The organism is Pseudomonas sp. 008, from assembly GCF_016861935.1.
Taxonomy (GTDB): domain Bacteria; phylum Pseudomonadota; class Gammaproteobacteria; order Pseudomonadales; family Pseudomonadaceae; genus Aquipseudomonas.
Window position 1 is genome coordinate 176,944 of record NZ_BOMA01000012.1, and the last position, 18,402, is coordinate 195,345.

Annotated in this window: 20 protein-coding genes; 11 read left to right on the forward strand and 9 right to left on the reverse strand. The window is 60.8% G+C overall.

Features of this window, described 5'->3' with window-relative positions; genetic code table 11:
* Window positions 1–2: 2 nt before the first annotated feature.
* From JUI81_RS23045 to JUI81_RS23070, 6 genes are all read right to left on the reverse strand, one after another.
* On the reverse strand, window positions 3–1,844 hold the full coding sequence (locus JUI81_RS23045) for a nitric oxide reductase activation protein NorD (RefSeq protein ID WP_204125104.1): 1,842 nt from the start codon (window positions 1,842–1,844) through the stop codon (window positions 3–5).
* 61 nt (window positions 1,845–1,905) lie between these two features.
* Window positions 1,906–3,324, reverse strand: coding sequence for a cbb3-type cytochrome c oxidase subunit I (locus JUI81_RS23050; RefSeq protein ID WP_204125105.1), 1,419 nt, complete (start codon window positions 3,322–3,324; stop codon window positions 1,906–1,908).
* A gap of 3 nt (window positions 3,325–3,327) precedes the next feature.
* Complete coding sequence (locus JUI81_RS23055) at window positions 3,328–3,768, reverse strand: cytochrome c (RefSeq protein WP_018927787.1); 441 nt, start codon at window positions 3,766–3,768, stop codon at window positions 3,328–3,330.
* A gap of 159 nt (window positions 3,769–3,927) precedes the next feature.
* Window positions 3,928–4,185, reverse strand: coding sequence for a cytochrome C oxidase subunit IV family protein (locus tag JUI81_RS23060; RefSeq protein ID WP_028940889.1), 258 nt, complete (start codon window positions 4,183–4,185; stop codon window positions 3,928–3,930).
* A gap of 11 nt (window positions 4,186–4,196) precedes the next feature.
* A complete protein-coding gene (locus JUI81_RS23065; protein WP_204125106.1) occupies window positions 4,197–4,784 on the reverse strand; it encodes a cytochrome c oxidase subunit 3 in 588 nt (195 codons plus the stop codon).
* On the reverse strand, window positions 4,768–5,550 hold the full coding sequence (locus JUI81_RS23070) for a CbbQ/NirQ/NorQ/GpvN family protein (protein ID WP_371929206.1): 783 nt from the start codon (window positions 5,548–5,550) through the stop codon (window positions 4,768–4,770). Before JUI81_RS23070 ends, JUI81_RS23065 begins: the two co-directional genes overlap by 17 nt.
* 208 nt (window positions 5,551–5,758) lie before the next feature.
* Here JUI81_RS23070 and JUI81_RS23075 point away from each other — a divergent pair, with 208 nt between their 5' ends.
* The 11 genes from JUI81_RS23075 to JUI81_RS23125 all read left to right on the forward strand — a co-directional run bounded on the left by JUI81_RS23075 (window position 5,759) and on the right by JUI81_RS23125 (window position 14,805).
* Window positions 5,759–7,447 (forward strand): nitrite reductase, encoded by a 1,689-nt coding sequence (locus JUI81_RS23075; protein ID WP_204125107.1) that lies wholly within the window; start codon window positions 5,759–5,761, stop codon window positions 7,445–7,447.
* 24 nt (window positions 7,448–7,471) lie between these two features.
* On the forward strand, window positions 7,472–7,786 hold the full coding sequence (locus JUI81_RS23080; RefSeq protein WP_019649087.1) for a c-type cytochrome: 315 nt from the start codon (window positions 7,472–7,474) through the stop codon (window positions 7,784–7,786).
* A gap of 15 nt (window positions 7,787–7,801) precedes the next feature.
* Window positions 7,802–8,128, forward strand: a complete 327-nt coding sequence (locus JUI81_RS23085; protein ID WP_018927781.1) for a cytochrome c — start codon at window positions 7,802–7,804, stop codon at window positions 8,126–8,128.
* A complete protein-coding gene (locus tag JUI81_RS23090) occupies window positions 8,125–9,303 on the forward strand; it encodes a cytochrome D1 domain-containing protein (RefSeq protein WP_204125108.1) in 1,179 nt (392 codons plus the stop codon). The genes JUI81_RS23085 and JUI81_RS23090 overlap by 4 nt, the downstream gene beginning before the upstream one ends.
* 1 nt (window position 9,304) lies before the next feature.
* The gene (locus tag JUI81_RS23095; protein ID WP_028940894.1) at window positions 9,305–9,763 is read left to right on the forward strand and encodes an Lrp/AsnC family transcriptional regulator; all 459 of its coding nucleotides are present in this window, start codon (window positions 9,305–9,307) and stop codon (window positions 9,761–9,763) included.
* Window positions 9,760–10,275, forward strand: coding sequence for an AsnC family protein (locus JUI81_RS23100; RefSeq protein WP_204125109.1), 516 nt, complete (start codon window positions 9,760–9,762; stop codon window positions 10,273–10,275). Before JUI81_RS23095 ends, JUI81_RS23100 begins: the two co-directional genes overlap by 4 nt.
* Window positions 10,268–10,711: an Lrp/AsnC family transcriptional regulator gene (locus JUI81_RS23105; RefSeq protein ID WP_019649090.1), complete on the forward strand. Its 444-nt coding sequence runs from the start codon at window positions 10,268–10,270 to the stop codon at window positions 10,709–10,711. The genes JUI81_RS23100 and JUI81_RS23105 overlap by 8 nt, the downstream gene beginning before the upstream one ends.
* Window positions 10,686–11,189: a nitrite reductase gene (locus JUI81_RS23110; RefSeq protein ID WP_204125110.1), complete on the forward strand. Its 504-nt coding sequence runs from the start codon at window positions 10,686–10,688 to the stop codon at window positions 11,187–11,189. Before JUI81_RS23105 ends, JUI81_RS23110 begins: the two co-directional genes overlap by 26 nt.
* A 40-nt stretch (window positions 11,190–11,229) precedes the next feature.
* Window positions 11,230–12,408, forward strand: a complete 1,179-nt coding sequence (gene nirJ / locus JUI81_RS23115) for a heme d1 biosynthesis radical SAM protein NirJ (protein WP_204125111.1) — start codon at window positions 11,230–11,232, stop codon at window positions 12,406–12,408.
* A 70-nt stretch (window positions 12,409–12,478) separates the two neighbouring features.
* Window positions 12,479–13,315: a uroporphyrinogen-III C-methyltransferase gene (cobA, locus tag JUI81_RS23120; protein WP_028940896.1), complete on the forward strand. Its 837-nt coding sequence runs from the start codon at window positions 12,479–12,481 to the stop codon at window positions 13,313–13,315.
* Window positions 13,312–14,805 (forward strand): nitrite reductase, encoded by a 1,494-nt coding sequence (locus JUI81_RS23125; protein ID WP_204125112.1) that lies wholly within the window; start codon window positions 13,312–13,314, stop codon window positions 14,803–14,805. The genes cobA and JUI81_RS23125 overlap by 4 nt, the downstream gene beginning before the upstream one ends.
* A gap of 18 nt (window positions 14,806–14,823) precedes the next feature.
* On the opposite strand, the gene JUI81_RS23130 is transcribed toward JUI81_RS23125, so the two are convergent.
* Genes JUI81_RS23130 through JUI81_RS23140 form a run of 3 tightly spaced genes read right to left on the reverse strand, consistent with a single transcriptional unit; the run spans window position 14,824 to window position 18,364 of the window.
* Complete coding sequence (locus JUI81_RS23130) at window positions 14,824–15,567, reverse strand: SDR family NAD(P)-dependent oxidoreductase (RefSeq protein WP_204125113.1); 744 nt, start codon at window positions 15,565–15,567, stop codon at window positions 14,824–14,826.
* 39 nt (window positions 15,568–15,606) lie between these two features.
* Complete coding sequence (hemN, locus tag JUI81_RS23135) at window positions 15,607–16,995, reverse strand: oxygen-independent coproporphyrinogen III oxidase (RefSeq protein WP_204125114.1); 1,389 nt, start codon at window positions 16,993–16,995, stop codon at window positions 15,607–15,609.
* A complete protein-coding gene (locus tag JUI81_RS23140; protein WP_204125115.1) occupies window positions 16,979–18,364 on the reverse strand; it encodes a coproporphyrinogen III oxidase in 1,386 nt (461 codons plus the stop codon). The genes hemN and JUI81_RS23140 overlap by 17 nt, the downstream gene beginning before the upstream one ends.
* Window positions 18,365–18,402 lie beyond the last annotated feature (38 nt).

The window sequence follows — 18,402 nt, forward strand, 5'->3', positions numbered from 1 at the left end:
GTTCAAGGCTGGGTCAGCTGGCGGTACAACTGCGGCAAGCGCAGGGGCAGTTGTTCGGGCTGGCGGATCAAGGTGTAGCCATTGGCGCCGAACATGTACGGCAGGTAATCCCCGGCCTCGCGATCGATCGTGATACAGAACGGCGTCAGCCCCTGACGCCGTGCCTCCAGCACCGCTTCGCGGGTGTCCTCGACACCGTAGCGCCCCTCATACAGATCCAGATCATTCGGTTTGCCATCCGTCAGCAGCAACAACAGTTTGCTGCGCCGCTTGCTCGTGCCCAACAGTTGCGTGGCCTGGCGAATGGCGGCGCCCATGCGTGTGTAATAACCCGGTTTGAGCCCTTGAATGCGACCTCGGGTGGTGTCGTCATACCGCTGGGTGAACGACTTGAGTTCCTGCATGCGCACTTGCTGACGACGCAACGAGGAAAACCCGTACAGGGCGAAATCATCACCCAGCACCGACAAGGTTTCGCCGAACAGCAGCAGGCTGTCGCGGATGACGTCGATAGCACGATGCTCATCGTTCAGATGGGCGTCGGTGGACATCGATACGTCGGCCAGCAACAGGCACGCCAGGTCGCGGCGAGTCTGCCGCTGCTCCATGAACAAACCGCGTTCGGCGCACTGGCCATGCTCGCGCTCAACGTGAAAATCCAGCCAGGCCTGCATGTCCAGCTCTGCCCCCTGAGGTTGTTGGCGTAACCATTGACGATCATTGCGCAGGTGCTCGAACTGACGCCGCAAACGGTGCGCCGAGGCCTTCAGGCGTAGCGGCAGCGGCTGCGCCTCACAGTCGCGGGGCACCAGCATTTGCAGGTTGACGAAGCTGTCCTGCATCCGTTGTTTGCGATAGTCCCACTCCGGCAACTTGATGCCCTCACCCAAGGGAATGTCGTCGATATCGGCCGGCGGTAAATCCAGGTGCAGTTTGAGACCGCCACCCTTGCGTAGACGGGTGCGCGACAGGGTCAATTCATCCAGGTCATCGGCGACTCGAGCGGCGTCCGGGTCTTCGCTGTCGTCCGACCAGCGATCCAGGTCCACGTGCTCGGTCCAGCTGAACAGGTTTTCCAGGCGCACCACCAACAGCCCGCCATCGCGGGTGCTTTCGTCGATCCGCGTCGCGCGTTTACGCCCGCCTTTCTGTTCGCCGGGTGGCGTGGTCAGCGACTCTTCGGACTCATCGCCCAGATCGGCAGCCTGGGGGCTGGCGAGGTTTTGTGGCGGGTACAACCACAGCGGCAGCGGCCACGCCGCCCGTTCGCTACGGGGAAAATGCTCGACACTGCCGGGCTCGCGCAACGCCTGGCATAACGCCCGTTCCAGTGCCGCTTCGCTGGTGTTCAACGAGGCCGGATCGGGGCGCAATTGCAGATGGGCATCGACCAGTCGTTGGTAACGAGCACGCAGCGCGGGATAGCGTCGCAGCAGCTGTTGCGTCCAGCGTTGATTGTCCCGGCCCCAGTGGCGCATCGGCCCGGCCTGTGCCGCCAGCAACGCGAGCCAGCGATAGAGTTCCTCGTTCAACGCCACTTCAGGAAACACCGCCAGGCTCGACGGCAGCCGCAAATTGCTCGCGTCGCACCACGCCAACGGCACTTGTTTGCAGGTGCCGGCGATCTGCTGCAACACGTTGCGGCGCAGCAGCAGGTCGCGGTCGCTGGCGGCTTCCACACCGACGCCATTGGCACCGCCCATGGCGCGGAACAACAGCGCCAGCGGGCGTTGCTGGCTGGCCAGTTCAACCCGTGCTTCGGGGAAATCAGGGCTGGCGCGCCGGGTGATGAAACGATGCCAGACACTGCCAACCCACTCTTCCAGTTCGACGGTAAACGCCATGATGCTTGCCCTTGCTGGAAACCAAAAAAACGGCCCGCTGTATCAGCCGGGCCGACCTTTTCTAGCTATTGCACTCGTTCATGAAGGCTGCGCGGCCACGTTGCTTGAAGCTGAACAGGTAACAGAGCAGCCCGGCGAAGAAGCCGATACCGGCACCCAGACGCGCCCAGAACAGCACTTGCAGATGTTCGACCGTGGCCATGAATGGCAATGCGATCCCATCGGCCTGCCAGCGTTGCAGGTAAACCTGTACGACACCGGCCGCGGTGAGGAACAGCGTGATCATCACCATCGACAGGGTCATTAACCAGAAGCCCCAGACTTCGAGGGTCTGTGAACGCTCGTCACCCGCTTCACCCAGCCCGCGCAGGCGTGGCATGGCGTAGCTGATCAAGGTCATCACGATCATCGCGTAAGCACCGTAGAAAGCCAGGTGACCGTGCGCTGCCGTCAATTGCGAACCGTGGGTGTAGAAGTTGACCGGCGCCAGGGTATGCAGAAAGCCCCAGACACCCGCACCGAAGAACGCCGTGACTGTGGTGCCCTTGGCCCACAGCGTGGCGGCACGGTTCGGGTGTTGCCGACGACGGTTCTTCACCATGCTGAAGGCAAAGATCACCATGGCCAGGAACGGCAGCGGTTCGAATGCGGAGAAGATCGAGCCGACCCACAGCCAGACCTCGGGCGCACCGATCCAGAAGAAGTGGTGACCGGTGCCGATGATCCCGGTAATCAGCGCCATGGCGATGATCACGTAGAGCCATTTCTCCACGACTTCCCGGTCGACACCGGTGATCTTGATCAGCACGAAGGCGAGCATCGAGCCCATGATCAGTTCCCACACGCCTTCCACCCAAAGATGCACCACCCACCACCAGTAGAACTTGTCGCGGGCCAGATTACCGGGGTTGTAGAAGGAGAACAGGAAGAACACCGCAAGGCCGATCAACCCGGTCATCATCACCATGCTGACGGTGGTCTTGCGACCTTTGAGCAAGGTCATGCCGATGTTGTAGAGAAAGCCCAGGCACACCACCACAATGCCCATCTTGGTGATGGTCGGCTGCTCCAGGAACTCCCGGCCCATGGTCGGCAGCAGCTCGTTATGCGTCAATTTGGCCAGGCCCGCATAAGGCACCAGCAGATAGCCGAGAATCGTCAGCACACCAGCAGCGGCGAATACCCAGAACAGAATGATCGCCAGCTTCGGGCTGTGCAGTTCGCGGTCGGCCTCTTCCGGAATCAGGTAATAGGCGGCGCCCATGAAGCCGAACAGCAACCAGACGATCAGCAGATTGGTGTGCACCATCCGCGCCACGTTGAAGGGAATGATCGGGAACAGAAAGTCTCCGATCACGTATTGCACCCCCATGATCAAACCGAACAGCACCTGACCGAGAAACAGCATCAGGGCAAACACGAAGTACGGTTTGGCCACGGCTTGCGAGGCGAATTTCAGATGCGGATTAGCGATGCTCATCTCTTAGCCCTCCTTGTTTGGCGGCCAGCCATTGGTGTTGATGTTCGAGCTCCATTTGAGGAACTCGGCGATGTCATCCACCTCTTGCTCGCTCAACTTGAACTGCGGCATCGCTCGTCGGCCCGGTACGCCCAGCGGCTGCATTTTCATCCAGGCATGTAGAAAAGGTTTAAAGCCCTCCTCCCCGCCGCGCCGCTGGAATACGTTGCCCAGCTCTGGCGCAAAGTAGGCGCCCTCGCCCAGCAACGTGTGGCAGCCGACGCAGTTGTTTTGCTCCCAGACCGTCTTGCCGCGAATCACTGATTCGGTTAACTGCGCTTCGTTGCTGCGCACTGGAAAGGTCTGTTCCGTGTGATAGGTCAAGGCCAGGAATATCAGGAAGAAAAAGACGCTTCCCCCGAAGTAGATATTCCTGGCCATGCCTTTGGTGAAGGTCTCTGACATGGTCGCTTCCTCTTTGCTTGGCGTGCCCATGATAGAAAGCGAGGGGGTAAAACCTGCTTGATGGCGATCAAGAAAGGCAGATGGTTTTGGTCGGGTAATACGCTTAAGTCGTACTCGGTCCATGTAGCAGCAGGCTTCGCCAGCTGCTACATGGATTGGTTAGCCGATCGACAGCAGCGTCAGCCCCACAACGGCCGCCAACACCAGCGCCCAGCTCACCATCAACCGGCGCCACAATCGCGGCGCATGGCGCATCTCCATGAAGCCATCGGTGATCAGCCAGGCCTTGCCAACCGCCACCAGCAAAATGGCAATGGACAACAGCCACGTCGCGCCGACTTGTGACAACACAACGGTGCACACGCTTAATGTGGCCAACGCTGCCCAGCAGACGAGCAACAACCTGGAAGCCGACATCAGAACCTCCGTCAATTCAGCACGTACACCAGCGGAAACAGCACGACCCAGATCAGATCGACCATGTGCCAATACAGCACGCCCGATTCAAACCCGCTGCGGTTGGCGGCGTTGTACAGGCCTCGACGGCAGCGCTCGGCCAGCCATCCGAGAATGACCATGCCGAGCAATACATGGAGAAAATGAAAACCGGTGAGGATCCAGTAGAGGGTGAAAAACGTGTTGTGCTCCATGCCCAGCCCCGAGGCCAGCAAGTGCCGGTATTCGGTAAGTTTCAACACCACGTAGACGCTGCCGGCAAGCAACGCGGCCAGCAGAAGTACGGCGCCGTGGCGGGACCGGGAACGCCTGACTTGCTCCTGAGCCAGCGCGGCGAACAGCCCGGCGGTGAGCAGGCTCAGGGTCATCGCCAGGCCGGTAGAGGTGTTGAGCAATTGACGGCTTTCACCAAACAACTGCGGCTTGAGTGCCTGGGTCACGGCGAACGCCAGAATCAGGATGGCGAACACCGACAACTCGGCCAAAATGAAAAACCACATCGCCAGATCGCCCGGCAGGTGGCCACGCGCAACGCCGCTGGACTCAGCCGAAGTGGACATCAACCACGCCCATCAGCGCCGCAACCGTCAGCGGATCATCGCTCAGCGGCTCGGCCAGGCAAGCCATGCACGCTTCACGCGGGCTCATGCCGGAGCGGATCATTCGCGCGGTAAAAATCAACAGCCGCGTCGAGGCGACTTCCTCAAGATCATGTTGATCCAGCCTTCGCAGGGCCTGCCCCAGCCTGACCACTTGCGCCGCCAACGCGCTGTCCACCTGAGCCTCCCTGGCGACGATGCGCTCTTCATCCGCCACCGGTGGATAGCCGAAACGCATCGCCACGAAACGTTGTCGGGTGCTGGGTTTCATGCCTTTGAGCAGGTTCTGGTAGCCGGGGTTGTACGACACGACCAGCATGAATGAGGACGGCGCCTGCAACACTTCGCCGATGCGTTCCAGGAACAACTCGCGACGATCATCGGCCAGTGGGTGCAGTACGACCACAGTGTCCTGCCGCGCCTCGACCACTTCGTCCAGATAACAAATGCCGCCTTCACGCACCGCGCGGGTCAGCGGCCCGTCCTGCCACCAGGTGCCTTGGGCGCCAATCAGATGACGGCCAATCAGGTCGGCGGCACTCAGGTCGTCATGGCAAGCCACGGTGTACAGCGGCAGCTTCAGCCGATGGGCCATGTGCTGGACGAAACGGGTCTTGCCACACCCCGTCGGGCCTTTGATCAGCACCGGCATGCCGTGTCGCCAGGCCTGCTCGAACAGCGCCTCCTCATTATTGAGCGGTTGATAGAAGGGTTCGCAAGACTGGATTCGGTCCATGGGCTGTCTGTTCCAAAAGCGGATTCAAGCCACACGCTACGGGCGCCTGCGACAACCTGGCAAGTGACATGGCCGGCAAACTTGATCGCGGTCAAGCAAGCATTGGCCTGCTCGGGCATAGCCTTGCACGGCACTAAGAACCTGCGTTCTGCGCTGCCGTTCCAGCACATCGCAAAGGTCTTGCCTGAGGAGAAATGGAATGCTGATCAGCAATAGAAAAACGTTTGCTCTGACTGTCGCCACACTGTGTTCGGCGCTGGCCCTTGCGGTGACTCATGCGGCCCGGGCCGACGAGCCCGCTGCTGCTGCCAGCCCGCTGATGGTCAAAACCGCCGGAGCGCCCGACATGAGTCAGGCCGAGTTCGACGCGTCCAAGGAAATCTACTTCCAGCGCTGCGCCGGCTGCCACGGCGTGCTGCGCAAAGGCGCCACGGGTAAACCACTGACGCCGGACATCACCCAGTCTCGCGGCCAACCGTATCTGGAGGCGTTGATTACCTTCGGTTCACCAGCGGGCATGCCGAACTGGGGAACATCGAATGCACTGACCAAGGATCAGATCACGGCCATGGCCAAGTTCATTCAGCACACACCGCCCACACCACCGGAATGGGGCATGGCCGAGACGCTGAAAACCTGGAAAGTGCTGGTCAAGCCCGAGGATCGTCCGAAGAAGCAACTGAGCAAACTCAATCTGCCGAACCTGTTTTCGGTGACGTTGCGCGATGACGGCAAGATTGCCCTGATCGACGGTGACAGCAAGAAAATCGTCAAGCTGATTGAGACCGGTTACGCGGTGCACATCTCGCGCATTTCTGCCTCCGGTCGCTACCTGCTGGTGATTGGTCGAGACGCCCGGATCGACATGATCGACCTGTGGCCGGTGGAGCCGACCAAGGTCGCCGAGGTCAAAGTGGGCATCGAGGCGCGCTCGGTGGAGACCTCCAAGTTCAAGGGTTACGAAGACAAATACACGGTCGCCGGCTCCTATTGGCCACCACAATTCACCATCATGGATGGCGAAACCCTGGAGCCCAAACAGATCGTCTCGACCCGCGGCATGACTGTCGACAAGCAGGAATATCACCCGGAACCCCGGGTCGCGGCGATCATCGCCTCCCACGAATGGCCGGAGTTCATCGTCAACGTCAAGGAAACCGGCAAGGTCATGCTGGTCAATTACCAGGACATCAAAAACCTCACCATCACCTACATCGATGCTGCCCCCTTCCTGCATGACGGCGGTTGGGACAGCACCCATCGCTATTTCATGACCGCCGCCAACAACTCCAACAAAGTCGCCGTGATCGACTCCAAGGATCGCAGGTTGGCCGCCCTGGTGGACGTCGGCAAAACCCCTCACCCGGGTCGTGGCGCCAACTTTGATCATCCTGTCTACGGCCCGGTCTGGGCCACCAGCCACCTGGGAGACGACGGTATCTCGCTGATCGGTACCGACCCGGCCAAACACCCGCAATACGCCTGGAAACAGGTCGCCTCGCTCAAGGGCCAGGGCGGCGGTTCGTTGTTCATCAAAACCCACCCCAACTCGCGCCACCTGTATGTCGACACCACCCTCAACCCGGACGCCAAGCTGAGCCAGTCGGTGGCGGTGTTCAACCTCGACAAACTCGACGCCGGCTACACCGTGCTGCCCATCGCCGAGTATGCCGGCATCAAGCAAGGCGCCATGCGGGTCGTGCAACCGGAATACAACAAGGCCGGCGATGAGGTCTGGTTCTCCGTGTGGAGCGGTCAATCAGAGGAGTCGGCACTGGTGGTGATCGACGACAAAACGCTGAAGCTCAAATCGGTGATCAAGGACAAACGCCTGATTACCCCCACCGGGAAATTCAATGTCTACAACACCCAACACGACATTTATTGAGCTCCATCAATGCAAGGAACGACCATGAAAAATACTCTGCTTTCACTGTTCGCCCTGACCGCTGCGCTGAGCGTGCAGCCGGTTGTGGCCCAAGATGCGCAGGAACTGTTCAAGAGCAAACCCTGCGCCGCCTGCCATTCCATCGACACCAAGCTTGTCGGCCCGGCGCTCAAGGATGTCGCGGCCAAGAACGCTGGCGTACCCGAGGCCGTCGACACCCTGGCCAACCACATCAAGAACGGTACGCAAGGCAACTGGGGCCCGATACCAATGCCGGCCAACCCGGTGACGGATGATGAAGCGAAGACACTTGCAACTTGGGTCCTGAGTCTCAAATAGCCAACGGAGGGCGCCATGATGGTTCATCGACACGCAGTGGTTCTGGCGGCCCTCCTCCTTTTTTGCGCGACCTCGGTTGCGGCGCCGAACGCCAAGCGTCAGGCACAACTCGAGCACCTGCTGGCCCAGGATTGCGGCGCCTGCCATGGACTGCACATGACCGGCGGGCTGGGTCCCGACCTGACGCGCGCAACGCTGGCAGGCAAGTCCCGCGACAGCCTGATCGCCACCGTCACCCAAGGTCGCCCCGGCACCGCGATGCCCGGTTGGGCCCCGTTGCTCAGCCCGGACGACATCCGTTGGCTGGTCGATCTTCTTCTCCAGGGATATCCCGCACCATGATCCGTTCAACCCTGCTTTTAGCGGCGACCGGGCTGTTGTTGTCCGCCTGCGCTCAGTCACCTTTGCGTGGTACCGGCGATCTGGGCGTGGTGGTGGAGCGCGCCACCGGCAGCGTGCAAATCATCGAAAGCGCTACCCACACCGCGCTGGCCCGCCTCGAGGGCTTCGGCGATCTGTCCCATGCCTCGGTGGTGTTTTCCCGCGACCAGCGTTATGCCTATGTGTTCGGCCGCGACGGCGGGTTGAGCAAAATTGACCTGCTGACCCAACGCATCGACCATCGCGTCATCCAGGGCGGCAACAGCATCGGCGGCGCCATCAGTCAGGACGGCAAGTTGATCGCAGTCTCCAACTACGTGCCCGGCGGCGTGAAGGTGTTCGATGCCGTCACTCTGCAACAGGTGGCCGATATTCCCGCGACACCGCTCGCCGATGGCAGCAAACGCTCACGGGTGGTCGGCCTGGTCGACGCGCCCGGTCAGCGTTTTGTGTTCAGCCTGTTCGATACCGGCGAGATCTGGAGCGCGGATTTCAGTCAAGGCAACACGCCGCAGATCAGCCGCTTCACCGGCATCGGCCAGCAACCCTATGACGCGCTGATTACCCCCGATGGTCGCTATTACATGGCTGGGCTGTTCGGCGAAGACGGCATGGCGCAACTCGACCTCTGGCACCCCGAGCGCGGGGTGCAGCGAGTGCTCGGTGATTACGGACGCGGCCAGGCGAAGTTGCCCGTCTACAAGATGCCGCATCTAGAGGGTTGGGCCGTTGCCGACAACCAGGCCTTCGTACCCGCCGTCGGCCGTCATCAGGTGCTGGTGATGGATTCCCGCTCGTGGCAGCAGACCGCTGTCATCCCGGTGGCCGGCCAACCGGTGTTCGTCACGTCGCGGCCGGACGGTCGGCAACTGTGGGTCAATTTCGCCTACCCGGACAACGATCGGGTCCAGGTCATCGACACCGAAACCCGTGCCGTAGTCGCCGATCTGCGACCGGGGCCGGCGGTGCTGCACATGGAATTCACCGCGCGCGGCGACCAGTTGTGGCTGTCGTTACGCGATGGCGATCAGGTTCAGGTCTGGGATCCGTACAGCCTGAAGCAGCTGAGCACCCTTCCCGCCACCGCGCCGAGCGGCATCTTCTTTAGCAGTCGCGCGCAGAAAATGGGCTATTGAAATGAACCTCGACCTGCTCAGCCGCCAACTGATCGACCGCTTCCAGCACGGCATGCCGTTGTGCCCGGAACCTTACAAGGAGATGGCCCGGATTCTCGGTTGTCGCGAGGCCCAGGTGATGGCTTGTCTGGACGCCATGGATCAGGCCGGCGCCCTCTCACGGATCGGCCCGGTGTTCGAACACCGCCGCGCCGGGGCCAGCACCCTCGCCGCCTTCGCCGTGCCCGCCGAACGTCTGCAACAGGTCGCCGAGTGCGTCAGCCAGTATCACGAGGTCAATCACAACTACGCACGGGAGCATTTCTACAACCTGTGGTTTGTGCTGACCGGGCCTGATCGCCCCCACATCGAACGTGTTCTCGAAGCACTTGAGAACGAAACCGGCCTTGTTCCGCTGGATCTGCCGATGTTGACCGCTTACCGCATCGACCTCGGTTTTGCCTTGGGAGAAGGCCCATGAAGACGGGATTGAGCCCCGAACAGACACAAGCCTTACGAAGGCACCTGGAAGACGGATTACCGCGTGTTTCGCGCCCCTATCAAACCCTCGCGGAACGGATAAACGCCGACGAAAACCAGTTGCTCGCGCAGATGCACCAGTGGCACGAACAGGGGCTGTTTCGCCGGGTCGGCCTGGTGCTCAACCATCGCGCCCTGGGCTTTACCGCCAACGCCATGCTGGTGCTGGATGTTCCGGACGCGCTGATCGACGAAGTCGGCCAGCGCCTGGGGCGAGCGTCCGGTATCACCCTCTGCTATCAACGGCCACGGCGCCTGCCGCAGTGGCGCTACAACCTGTTCTGCATGGTTCACGGACGCCAACGCGCGCAGGTCGAGGCGCAGATCCAGGCGTTGCTGGAAGAACACTTGCTGAGTGACCTGCCCCATCAACTGCTGTTCAGCACCCATGCCTTCAAACAATGCGGCGGACGCTTTGCCGCCTCCTCAACGGGAACCAAGCCCCATGGATGATCTTGACCGTCGGTTGATCAACCGCTTGCAACTGGGCCTGCCACTGGTGCGTAACCCCTGGCAGGCGCTGGCCAGCGAACTGGACAGCAGCAGTACTGAATTGCTCCACCGCCTCCACGAACTGCTCTGTGAAGGAATACTCACGCGCTTCGGTCCGATGTTCGACATCGAACGCCTCGGTGGCGCCTTCACCCTCGCGGCGCTGGCCGTGCCGGAAGAACGGTTCGAAGAGGTCGCCGAGCAACTGCATGCCCTGCCTGAAGTGGCGCACAACTATCGACGCGAACACGCCTGGAACATGTGGTTCGTGCTCGGCTGCGCGACCGAACAAGACGTCACCGAAACCTTGCAATACATCGAAACCCTGACCGGTTTGCCGCTGCTCAACTTGCCTAAAGAGGAGACTTACCATGTCGGTCTGTACTTCCCGGTCTGAAGACACACTGGCACACCGGCTGATTGAACTGACCCAGGCCGGCCTGCCGCTGCTGGACGACCCGTGGGCCTGGCTCGCCGAACAGCTGGACCTGAGCATCGAATCCACCCTGGATCTGCTCAAGCGCTTGCAGGCCGAGGGCGCGATCCGGCGCATCGCCGCCGTCCCCAACCACTATCGCCTGGGCTATCGCTACAACGGCATGACCGTTTGGGATGTGCGCGACACCGACATGCCGCGCCTCGGCGCGCTGATCGGCGCACAGCCTTTTGTCAGCCACTGTTATCGACGCCCGCGACGAACCGCGTGGCGCTACAACCTGTTCGCCATGGTGCACGGTCGCAGCCGCGAGGAAATCGACAGTTACCGCGAACACCTGCGCTACTTGCTGGGCGACGCCTGTGTCGCCGACGAGATGCTGGTGAGCAGTCGCATCCTGAAAAAAACCGGATTACGGCTACCGCCAGTGCCACGCTGAACACGCGCTGGTTCAAGGAGAGTTGCATAAGGAGAGTTGCATGTTGAGGATCAGCCAATACCTGCGTGCCCTGACCGGCCAGGTGCCCGCCCCCAGAACCAGCCCACCGGGCAGCAACCGGCCGCCGGTGGTGATCTGGAACCTGCTCAGGCGCTGCAACCTGACCTGCAAACACTGCTACGCCACGTCCGCCGACAGCGTCTTTCGCGACGAACTGGATACGCCCGCCGCGCTGACGGTGATCGACGATCTGCACGATGCCGGCGTGAAGGTATTGATTCTTTCCGGCGGTGAACCCCTGCTGCGTGACGATCTGTTTGTCCTCAGCGCCTACGCCCGCGCCAAGGGTTTCTTCGTAGCGTTGTCCACCAATGGCACATTGATCGATGAGCAGAACATCGCGCAGATCCGCGCAGCGAATTTCGACTATGTCGGGATCAGCATCGATGGCCTGGAAGCCACCCATGACGCCTTCCGCCAATTGAAGGGCAGCTTCGCCAGTTCCATGCGGGCGATCCGGCTCTGTCGCGAACAGGGCATTCGGGTCGGCCTGCGCACCACCCTGACCCAGGAAAATCATGCGCAGCTGCCGCAATTACTGGCGCTGATGCGCGAGTACGACGTGCAGAAGTTTTATCTGTCGCACCTCAACTACAGCGGCCGCGGCAAACGCAGCCGCCAGCTCGACGCCCGGCAGCAGATGAGCCGCGAGGCGATGACGCTGATCTTCGAACGGGCCTGGGAAGACATTCAGCACGGTCGTGACAGCGATTTTGTCAGCGGCAACAACGATGCCGACGCGGTTCTCTTGCTGCAATGGGTGGGCCTGCATCTACCCGAACATTACCGGCGCCTGGAACATATGCTCCGCGCCTGGGGCGGCAACGCCTCGGGCAGCGGCATCGCCAACATCGACAACACTGGCGAAGTGCACCCCGACACCTATTGGTGGCAGCACTCGGTGGGCAATGTCCGGCGCACGCCGTTTCGCACGCTGTGGCTGGACCGCCCGGACGCCTTGTTGCAGCAGCTGCGCGAGCATCCTCGGGCCGTCGGTGGCCGCTGTGCTCAATGCCGCTGGCTAAGCATCTGCAACGGCAATACCCGCACCCGCGCCTGGGCCGAAGGTGATCTCTGGGGCCAGGACCCCGGATGCCACCTCAGCGATGAAGAAATCGGCATACCACCATTAACGACCATCCCTTGCGTCATGCACTGAAGCACCCGCCTGGCGAGCCATCTGACAAAGGATGGGGCCGGCCCACCTGATGAAGTACCAAGGACGTCCCATGCATCCATCGATTATTTTACCGGCGGCACTTGAGTCCCCGTTCAGACCGGGCGAAGTCGCCCTGGTCGGCGCTGGCCCCGGCGATCCACGCTTGCTGACCCTGCGCGCCTGGAGCCTGTTGATGCAAGCCGACGCCGTGGTTTACGACCGCCTGATCAGCCCCGAGCTGCTGGCATTGATCCCCCTCACCTGCGCCCGGCATTACGTCGGCAAGGCCAGCGGCTGCCACAGCCTGCCACAGGATCAGATCAACGAACTACTCGCCGACCTCGCCGATCTGGGGCAGCGTGTGGTCCGGCTCAAAGGTGGCGACCCGTTCATCTTCGGCCGTGGCGCCGAGGAGCTGGAGTATCTGCTGCAACGCAACATTGACTGCCAGGTCGTCCCCGGCATTACTGCCGCCTCCGGGTGTAGCGCTTACGCCGGCATTCCGCTGACCCATCGGGATCTGGTCAACTCTTGTCGATTCATCACCGGGCACCTGCAACACGATGGTGAGTTGCAATTACCCTGGAGCAGCCTCGTCGACAGCAGCCAGACCCTGGTGTTTTACATGGGGTTATCAAATCTCGGGATTATCGCCCAGCGCTTGATCGAAGCCGGAATGCCCGCCGAGACACCGGCGGCGCTGATCAGCAATGGCACGCGTCCCGACCAGCATGTTGCACGAGGCAGGCTGCACCAATTGCCGACCCTGGCGCGGGAATGCCCACCTGGCATTCCGACGCTTGCGGTGATCGGCAAAGTGGTCGATCTGTTCGCTGCCCAACAACAGGAATTCCCGGCGCGCTTTTACCCCGCAGCGCTGCAACGCCAGCGCAAGGTGGCGATATGAGGCGCATGGTGCTTGGCCCATTGTTATGGATCGGTGCGGCTCACGCCGGTGCAGCGATTCCGCCCACCGACGCGGCCGCCAACCTCTACCAACAGCATTGCCAGAGCTGCCATGGCGCCAACCGTCTCGGCGGTACGGGACCGGCCTTGCTGCCGGAAAGCCTGAGCCGGATCAAACCCGACGAAATCCGCAGCGTGATCCAGGACGGTCGTCCCGCGAGTCAGATGAGCGGGTATGTCAACGTGTTCAACGCCACGCAGATCGACGCACTGGTGGACTACCTCCAGCAACCACCCGCCACCCCACCCACCTGGAGTAACGATGACATTCGCGGCAGTCATTCGATTCTCGCCGATATCAACAAACTGCCCGACACGCCCCAGCATCGCGCCGATCCACTGAACCTGTTTGTGGTGGTGGAAGCCGGTGATCATCACATCGACATCCTCGACGGCGACCGCTTTGAAGTGCTGGCTCGGTTCGCTTCGCACTTTGCAGTGCATGGCGGGCCGAAGTTTTCGCCGGACGGACGCTTCGTCTACGTGGCTTCTCGCGATGGCTGGATCAGCCTGTATGACTTGCATAACCTGAAACTGATCGCCGAGGTCCGCGCCGGGCTCAACACCCGCAACCTCGCGGTGAGCAAGGACGGCCGATGGGTGCTGGTGGGCAACTACCTGCCTGGTAACCTGGTGGTGCTCGATGCCCGTGATCTGTCATTGGTCAAAACCATTCCGGCGATCGGCCAGGACGGCACCGCGTCACGGGTCAGCGCGGTTTATACCGCACCGCCACGGGACAGCTTCATCGTGGCGCTCAAGGACGTGAAGGAAGTCTGGGAGCTGCCGAGCGCAGGCACGCCGGACTTCGAACCGCGCCGGATCCACGCCGGGGATGTGCTGGACGACTTTTCCTTTTCACCGGACTACAAGCAACTGCTGGCCACGTCGCGCGCGGCCAAGGGCGGCCAGGTGATCGACCTCGACAGTGGCAAGGTGGTCACCGACATTCCACTGCCGGGCATGCCGCACCTGGGGTCCGGGACCTACTGGAAACGTAACGGTGAGTGGGTGTTCGCCACGCCGAACATCAGCAAGGGCCTGATCTCGGTCATCGACTTCAAGACCTGGAAACTGCTCAAGGAAATACCGACCCTGGGGCCGGGCTTCTTCATGCGCAGCCACGTCAACTCGCGGTATGCCTGGACCGACGTGTTCTTCGGCCCCGACAACGATGCGATCCACCTGATCGACAAACAGACCCTGGAAATCGCCCACACCCTGCGCCCGATGCCCGGAAAGACCGCCGCCCACGTCGAATTCACCCGCGACGGTCGCTACCTGCTGCTGAGTATCTGGGCCACTGACGGTGCGCTGATCGTCTACGACAGCAACACCCTCAAAGAGATCAAGCGCCTGCCGATGAACAAGCCGTCGGGCAAGTACAACGTGGGCAACAAGATCGAGTTTGCCGAGGGGACGTCGCATTAGGTCTTGTGTCTTGCTTCTTCAGCCCAGGGTGTAACCGTTATCGACTTTCCAGTCCTGACCATAAACACCCCGGGCGCCTTGAGACAGCTGAAAGACAATCACGTTGGCCACCGCTGATGCATCGAGGAAATGACCGGGCAGCAGACGTTTGCCGAGGGTGTCGGCAACGTCGTCGAGTTCCCCGTCGCTCAACCCCAGGTTGTCCCACATCGAGGTCGCGGTCGGCCCCGGCGAAACCAGATTGATGCGCACGTCATAACGCGCGAATTCCACCGCCAATGTGCGCGCCTGCGCCGCCAGCGCGGCCTTGCTGGCAATGCAGGCGGCCAGACCGGGAAAACTCGAGCCGGTCAGGAAGCTGCCGACAAACACCACCGAAGCCGGATTCGCCAACTCCCCGCGTAACGCCGCCAAGGTATTCAACGCCCCGGCGCCGTTGACCACCCACTGACGCTGGAAGGCCGGCATGTCGAGGCTATCGGCCATTTCGGCGATACCCGCGTTGGGCACCAGATAATCCACCGGCCCCAGTGTCGACGCACGTTGAGCCAGCGCCTGCAGGTCATCCTGACAGGTCACGTCACCGGCACACCATTGCAAGCGCTCGCCATAGATCTGCTGCAAGGCCGGCAACTCACCGATTTTCCGTGACATCGCCAGCACCTTGACCCCGCGCGGCAACAGCGCCGCACACAGGGCCAGGCCTATCCCGGAACTGGCACCCGTGACCACCGCCAAACGATCCTGAAACTCGGTTCTCATCATTTCCTCCTGGCATCGCGGACGCCAGCACTGGGGACTTCAAACGGTACGTGAAAACCGGCCTTTTTGATCAGCGCCCAAATAGGCATCAAACGCCATCGCCGCGCTGCGCATCATCAAATGCCCGTGGGGCAACAACACCAACGCGTCTTTGTGAATCTGCAGTAATCCATCGCGAACATGCTCCTCCAGTTGCATCAGCGCATCGGCAAAGTAATCGGTAAAGCAGATGTCATGACGCGCTTCAAGCTTGCCGAAGTCGATCCGGCCGTGGCACATCAGATCGCTGATCACTTCACGGCGCAGCCGATCATCGGCGCTCAAACGGTAACCCCGATGCACAGGCAACAAGCCTTGATCAATGCGGGCGTAGTACTGCGATAGCTCCTTGACGCTCTGGCTGTAGCTGTCGCCGACCTTGCCGATGGAAGACACCCCGAGACCGATCAAATCGCAGTCGGCGTGGGTGGAATAACCCTGGAAATTGCGCTGCAACGTGCCATTGGCCCGGGCCAGCGCCAACTCATCGTCCGGCAAGGCAAAATGGTCCATGCCGATATAGATATAACCGGCCTCAGTCAGACGACGGACAGTCAGTTCAAGCAATTCCAGTTTGCGCTCCGGTGGCGGCATGTCTGCCAAACGAATCAGCCGTTGTGCGCGCACCAGTTCCGGCAGATGGGCGTAGCTGTAGGCGGCAATCCGGTCCGGACGCAGCGCGATGATTTTGCCGAGGGTGACATCGAAACTCTTCACTGTTTGCAATGGCAGGCCGTAAATCAGATCGACACTGATCGATTTGAATCGCGCCTGGCGTGCCGCAGCGACCAGCGCATGGATTTGCTCTTCACTTTGCTGCCGATTGACCGCAGCCTGCACATCGGGATCGAAGTCCTGTACGCCAAAGCTCAAACGATTGAACCCCAACTGACGCAACAACTGGATCTGTTGCGTACTGATGGTGCGAGGGTCGACCTCGATGGAAAACTCATGGTCATCGCTGTCATCCATGTCGAACGCCTGGTGCAGGCAGTCCATAAGGTCAGCCAGTTGCTCGCCGGTCAAATAGGTCGGCGTGCCACCTCCCAGGTGCAGTTGTGTGAGTTTGCGGGTGCGGTCGAACAAGGCAGCCTGCATCACGATTTCGCGCTTGAGGTACGTCAGGTACTCGACGGCGCGGTGGGTTTTCTGGGTAATTATTTTGTTGCAGGCGCAGTAGTAACAAAGGCTCTTGCAGAACGGGATGTGGATGTACACCGACAGCGATTTTGGCGTTGTCGCCTGGTTGCTGTCCGAGGCCGCACGCTGATAGTCATCGACGGCGAATGCCTGATGAAACTGCGGCGCGGTCGGGTAAGAGGTATAGCGCGGCCCCGGGAGGTCATACTTTTCGACCAGGGCGCGATTGAAATCAAATGAAGTTGTCATGATCAATCCATTCGTAATGGGGTTCATGCCCCGCACCGTCCGAATCCTTTTCAAACAGGTTGCAGACGGCATCCACGTGCGGCCGACCGGCCGGAAGAATACTGATGAAACGGTCAGACAGCTCAATCAACCCGTCACGGCTCAATTGCTCCAGCACAGGCCAGGCGGTGAAAAAGTACTGGCGAAAAATGATTCCATGACGCGTCTCGATTGCCTGGATATCCAGCTCCAGATCACACGCCAGGCGTTCCATGACCATGTGCCTGACCTGACCCCCTTCCTCACATCGCCAGCCACGACTCGTCGGCAATTGGTTCATGTCCAGTTGCTGCTGGTACCGTTCCAGTTCGTCGGTGTTTTGCGCATACAAACCGTCGATCTGACTGATAGCGCCCAAACCGAACCCGATATGGTCGCAATGCCCGTGACGGGTAAACCCCTCACAATTGCGACGTAATCGGCCGCGCTCCTGAGCAATCGCCAAATCGTCATCGGGCCGGACAAACTGCCCCAGGCCAATGTAGTGATAACCGGCGCCGATCAACTGTTCAAAACAGATCCGGCGCATGGCGCCTTTATCTTCCTCGCTGCAAAACGCCCCGATTGTGTCTGCAGCCTTTGGCCGATAGCGTTGGGGTGGCCGGGCATAGTCAAACACCAGCAGCCGATCCGGCTCCAGTTCGATGATGGTTGTCAGTTTCAGCGCAAAACTTTCTGGCGTCTGCCAGGTATGGCCATAACCCAAATCGACATTGATGGATCGATAGCCGAAGGTACGAGCGGCATCGATAAGCGAATGGATCGGTGCCGGATTCTGGTAGCAGGCCACCGACATCGCACGGTCGGCACCGATGTCCGGAACGCCGATGCTGACATGGTTGAACCCCAGGTCACGCAGCATGCCCATGGTCGACCAATCCGTATGGTGAAGGTCCACTTCTATGCTGTAGTCACCGCACTCATGTCCAAGGAAGTTGAATCGGCCACGCAGGTGATTCATCAGCCGTCTCAGGTGGGCGATGGCGGGTGTTCCGCCCCCCAGATGGAACTGCTCGACCCGCTGCCCGGCTCCCAGATGACAACCGACGAGGTCGATCTCATGTTGCAGGCGCTGAAGATAGTGTTCGATACCACTGTGCTCGCATGAAATTTCGCGAGGGGAGCACAAGGCAGGCTTAAGGTTAGAAGGCAGTTGCACGTTCAGCGACAGCGGACGGCACTTCTGACGGCTTACGCGCAATGCACGATGCAAATCCAGAGAGCCGATGCCGCCGTGAAATTTTTCAGTGTCGACATGGCCGTTGGGGTCGAGCACGCCTTGATCGCACCGGACGTTCAGCTCTCCAGGGCTGTGAAACGAATTGAGCATAACGGGTCTCCGAGACTGGCTGCGGACCGCCAGTGTCG

What these genes read in the sequence shown, in the direction of transcription:
- cobA (WP_028940896.1), top strand. Translation starts at nt 12,479, where the DNA reads ATGCATCCATCGATTATTTTACCGGCGGCACTTGAGTCCCCGTTCAGA.
- JUI81_RS23075 (WP_204125107.1), top strand. Translation starts at nt 5,759, where the DNA reads ATGCTGATCAGCAATAGAAAAACGTTTGCTCTGACTGTCGCCACACTG.
- JUI81_RS23090 (WP_204125108.1), top strand. Translation starts at nt 8,125, where the DNA reads ATGATCCGTTCAACCCTGCTTTTAGCGGCGACCGGGCTGTTGTTGTCC.
- JUI81_RS23130 (WP_204125113.1), bottom strand. Translation starts at nt 15,567, where the DNA reads ATGAGAACCGAGTTTCAGGATCGTTTGGCGGTGGTCACGGGTGCCAGT.
- JUI81_RS23100 (WP_204125109.1), top strand. Translation starts at nt 9,760, where the DNA reads ATGAAGACGGGATTGAGCCCCGAACAGACACAAGCCTTACGAAGGCAC.
- JUI81_RS23065 (WP_204125106.1), bottom strand. Translation starts at nt 4,784, where the DNA reads ATGTCCACTTCGGCTGAGTCCAGCGGCGTTGCGCGTGGCCACCTGCCG.
- hemN (WP_204125114.1), bottom strand. Translation starts at nt 16,995, where the DNA reads ATGACAACTTCATTTGATTTCAATCGCGCCCTGGTCGAAAAGTATGAC.
- nirJ (WP_204125111.1), top strand. Translation starts at nt 11,230, where the DNA reads ATGTTGAGGATCAGCCAATACCTGCGTGCCCTGACCGGCCAGGTGCCC.
- JUI81_RS23080 (WP_019649087.1), top strand. Translation starts at nt 7,472, where the DNA reads ATGAAAAATACTCTGCTTTCACTGTTCGCCCTGACCGCTGCGCTGAGC.
- JUI81_RS23085 (WP_018927781.1), top strand. Translation starts at nt 7,802, where the DNA reads ATGATGGTTCATCGACACGCAGTGGTTCTGGCGGCCCTCCTCCTTTTT.
- JUI81_RS23110 (WP_204125110.1), top strand. Translation starts at nt 10,686, where the DNA reads ATGTCGGTCTGTACTTCCCGGTCTGAAGACACACTGGCACACCGGCTG.
- JUI81_RS23060 (WP_028940889.1), bottom strand. Translation starts at nt 4,185, where the DNA reads ATGTCGGCTTCCAGGTTGTTGCTCGTCTGCTGGGCAGCGTTGGCCACA.
- JUI81_RS23055 (WP_018927787.1), bottom strand. Translation starts at nt 3,768, where the DNA reads ATGTCAGAGACCTTCACCAAAGGCATGGCCAGGAATATCTACTTCGGG.
- JUI81_RS23050 (WP_204125105.1), bottom strand. Translation starts at nt 3,324, where the DNA reads ATGAGCATCGCTAATCCGCATCTGAAATTCGCCTCGCAAGCCGTGGCC.
- JUI81_RS23140 (WP_204125115.1), bottom strand. Translation starts at nt 18,364, where the DNA reads ATGCTCAATTCGTTTCACAGCCCTGGAGAGCTGAACGTCCGGTGCGAT.
- JUI81_RS23095 (WP_028940894.1), top strand. Translation starts at nt 9,305, where the DNA reads ATGAACCTCGACCTGCTCAGCCGCCAACTGATCGACCGCTTCCAGCAC.
- JUI81_RS23105 (WP_019649090.1), top strand. Translation starts at nt 10,268, where the DNA reads ATGGATGATCTTGACCGTCGGTTGATCAACCGCTTGCAACTGGGCCTG.
- JUI81_RS23045 (WP_204125104.1), bottom strand. Translation starts at nt 1,844, where the DNA reads ATGGCGTTTACCGTCGAACTGGAAGAGTGGGTTGGCAGTGTCTGGCAT.
- JUI81_RS23125 (WP_204125112.1), top strand. Translation starts at nt 13,312, where the DNA reads ATGAGGCGCATGGTGCTTGGCCCATTGTTATGGATCGGTGCGGCTCAC.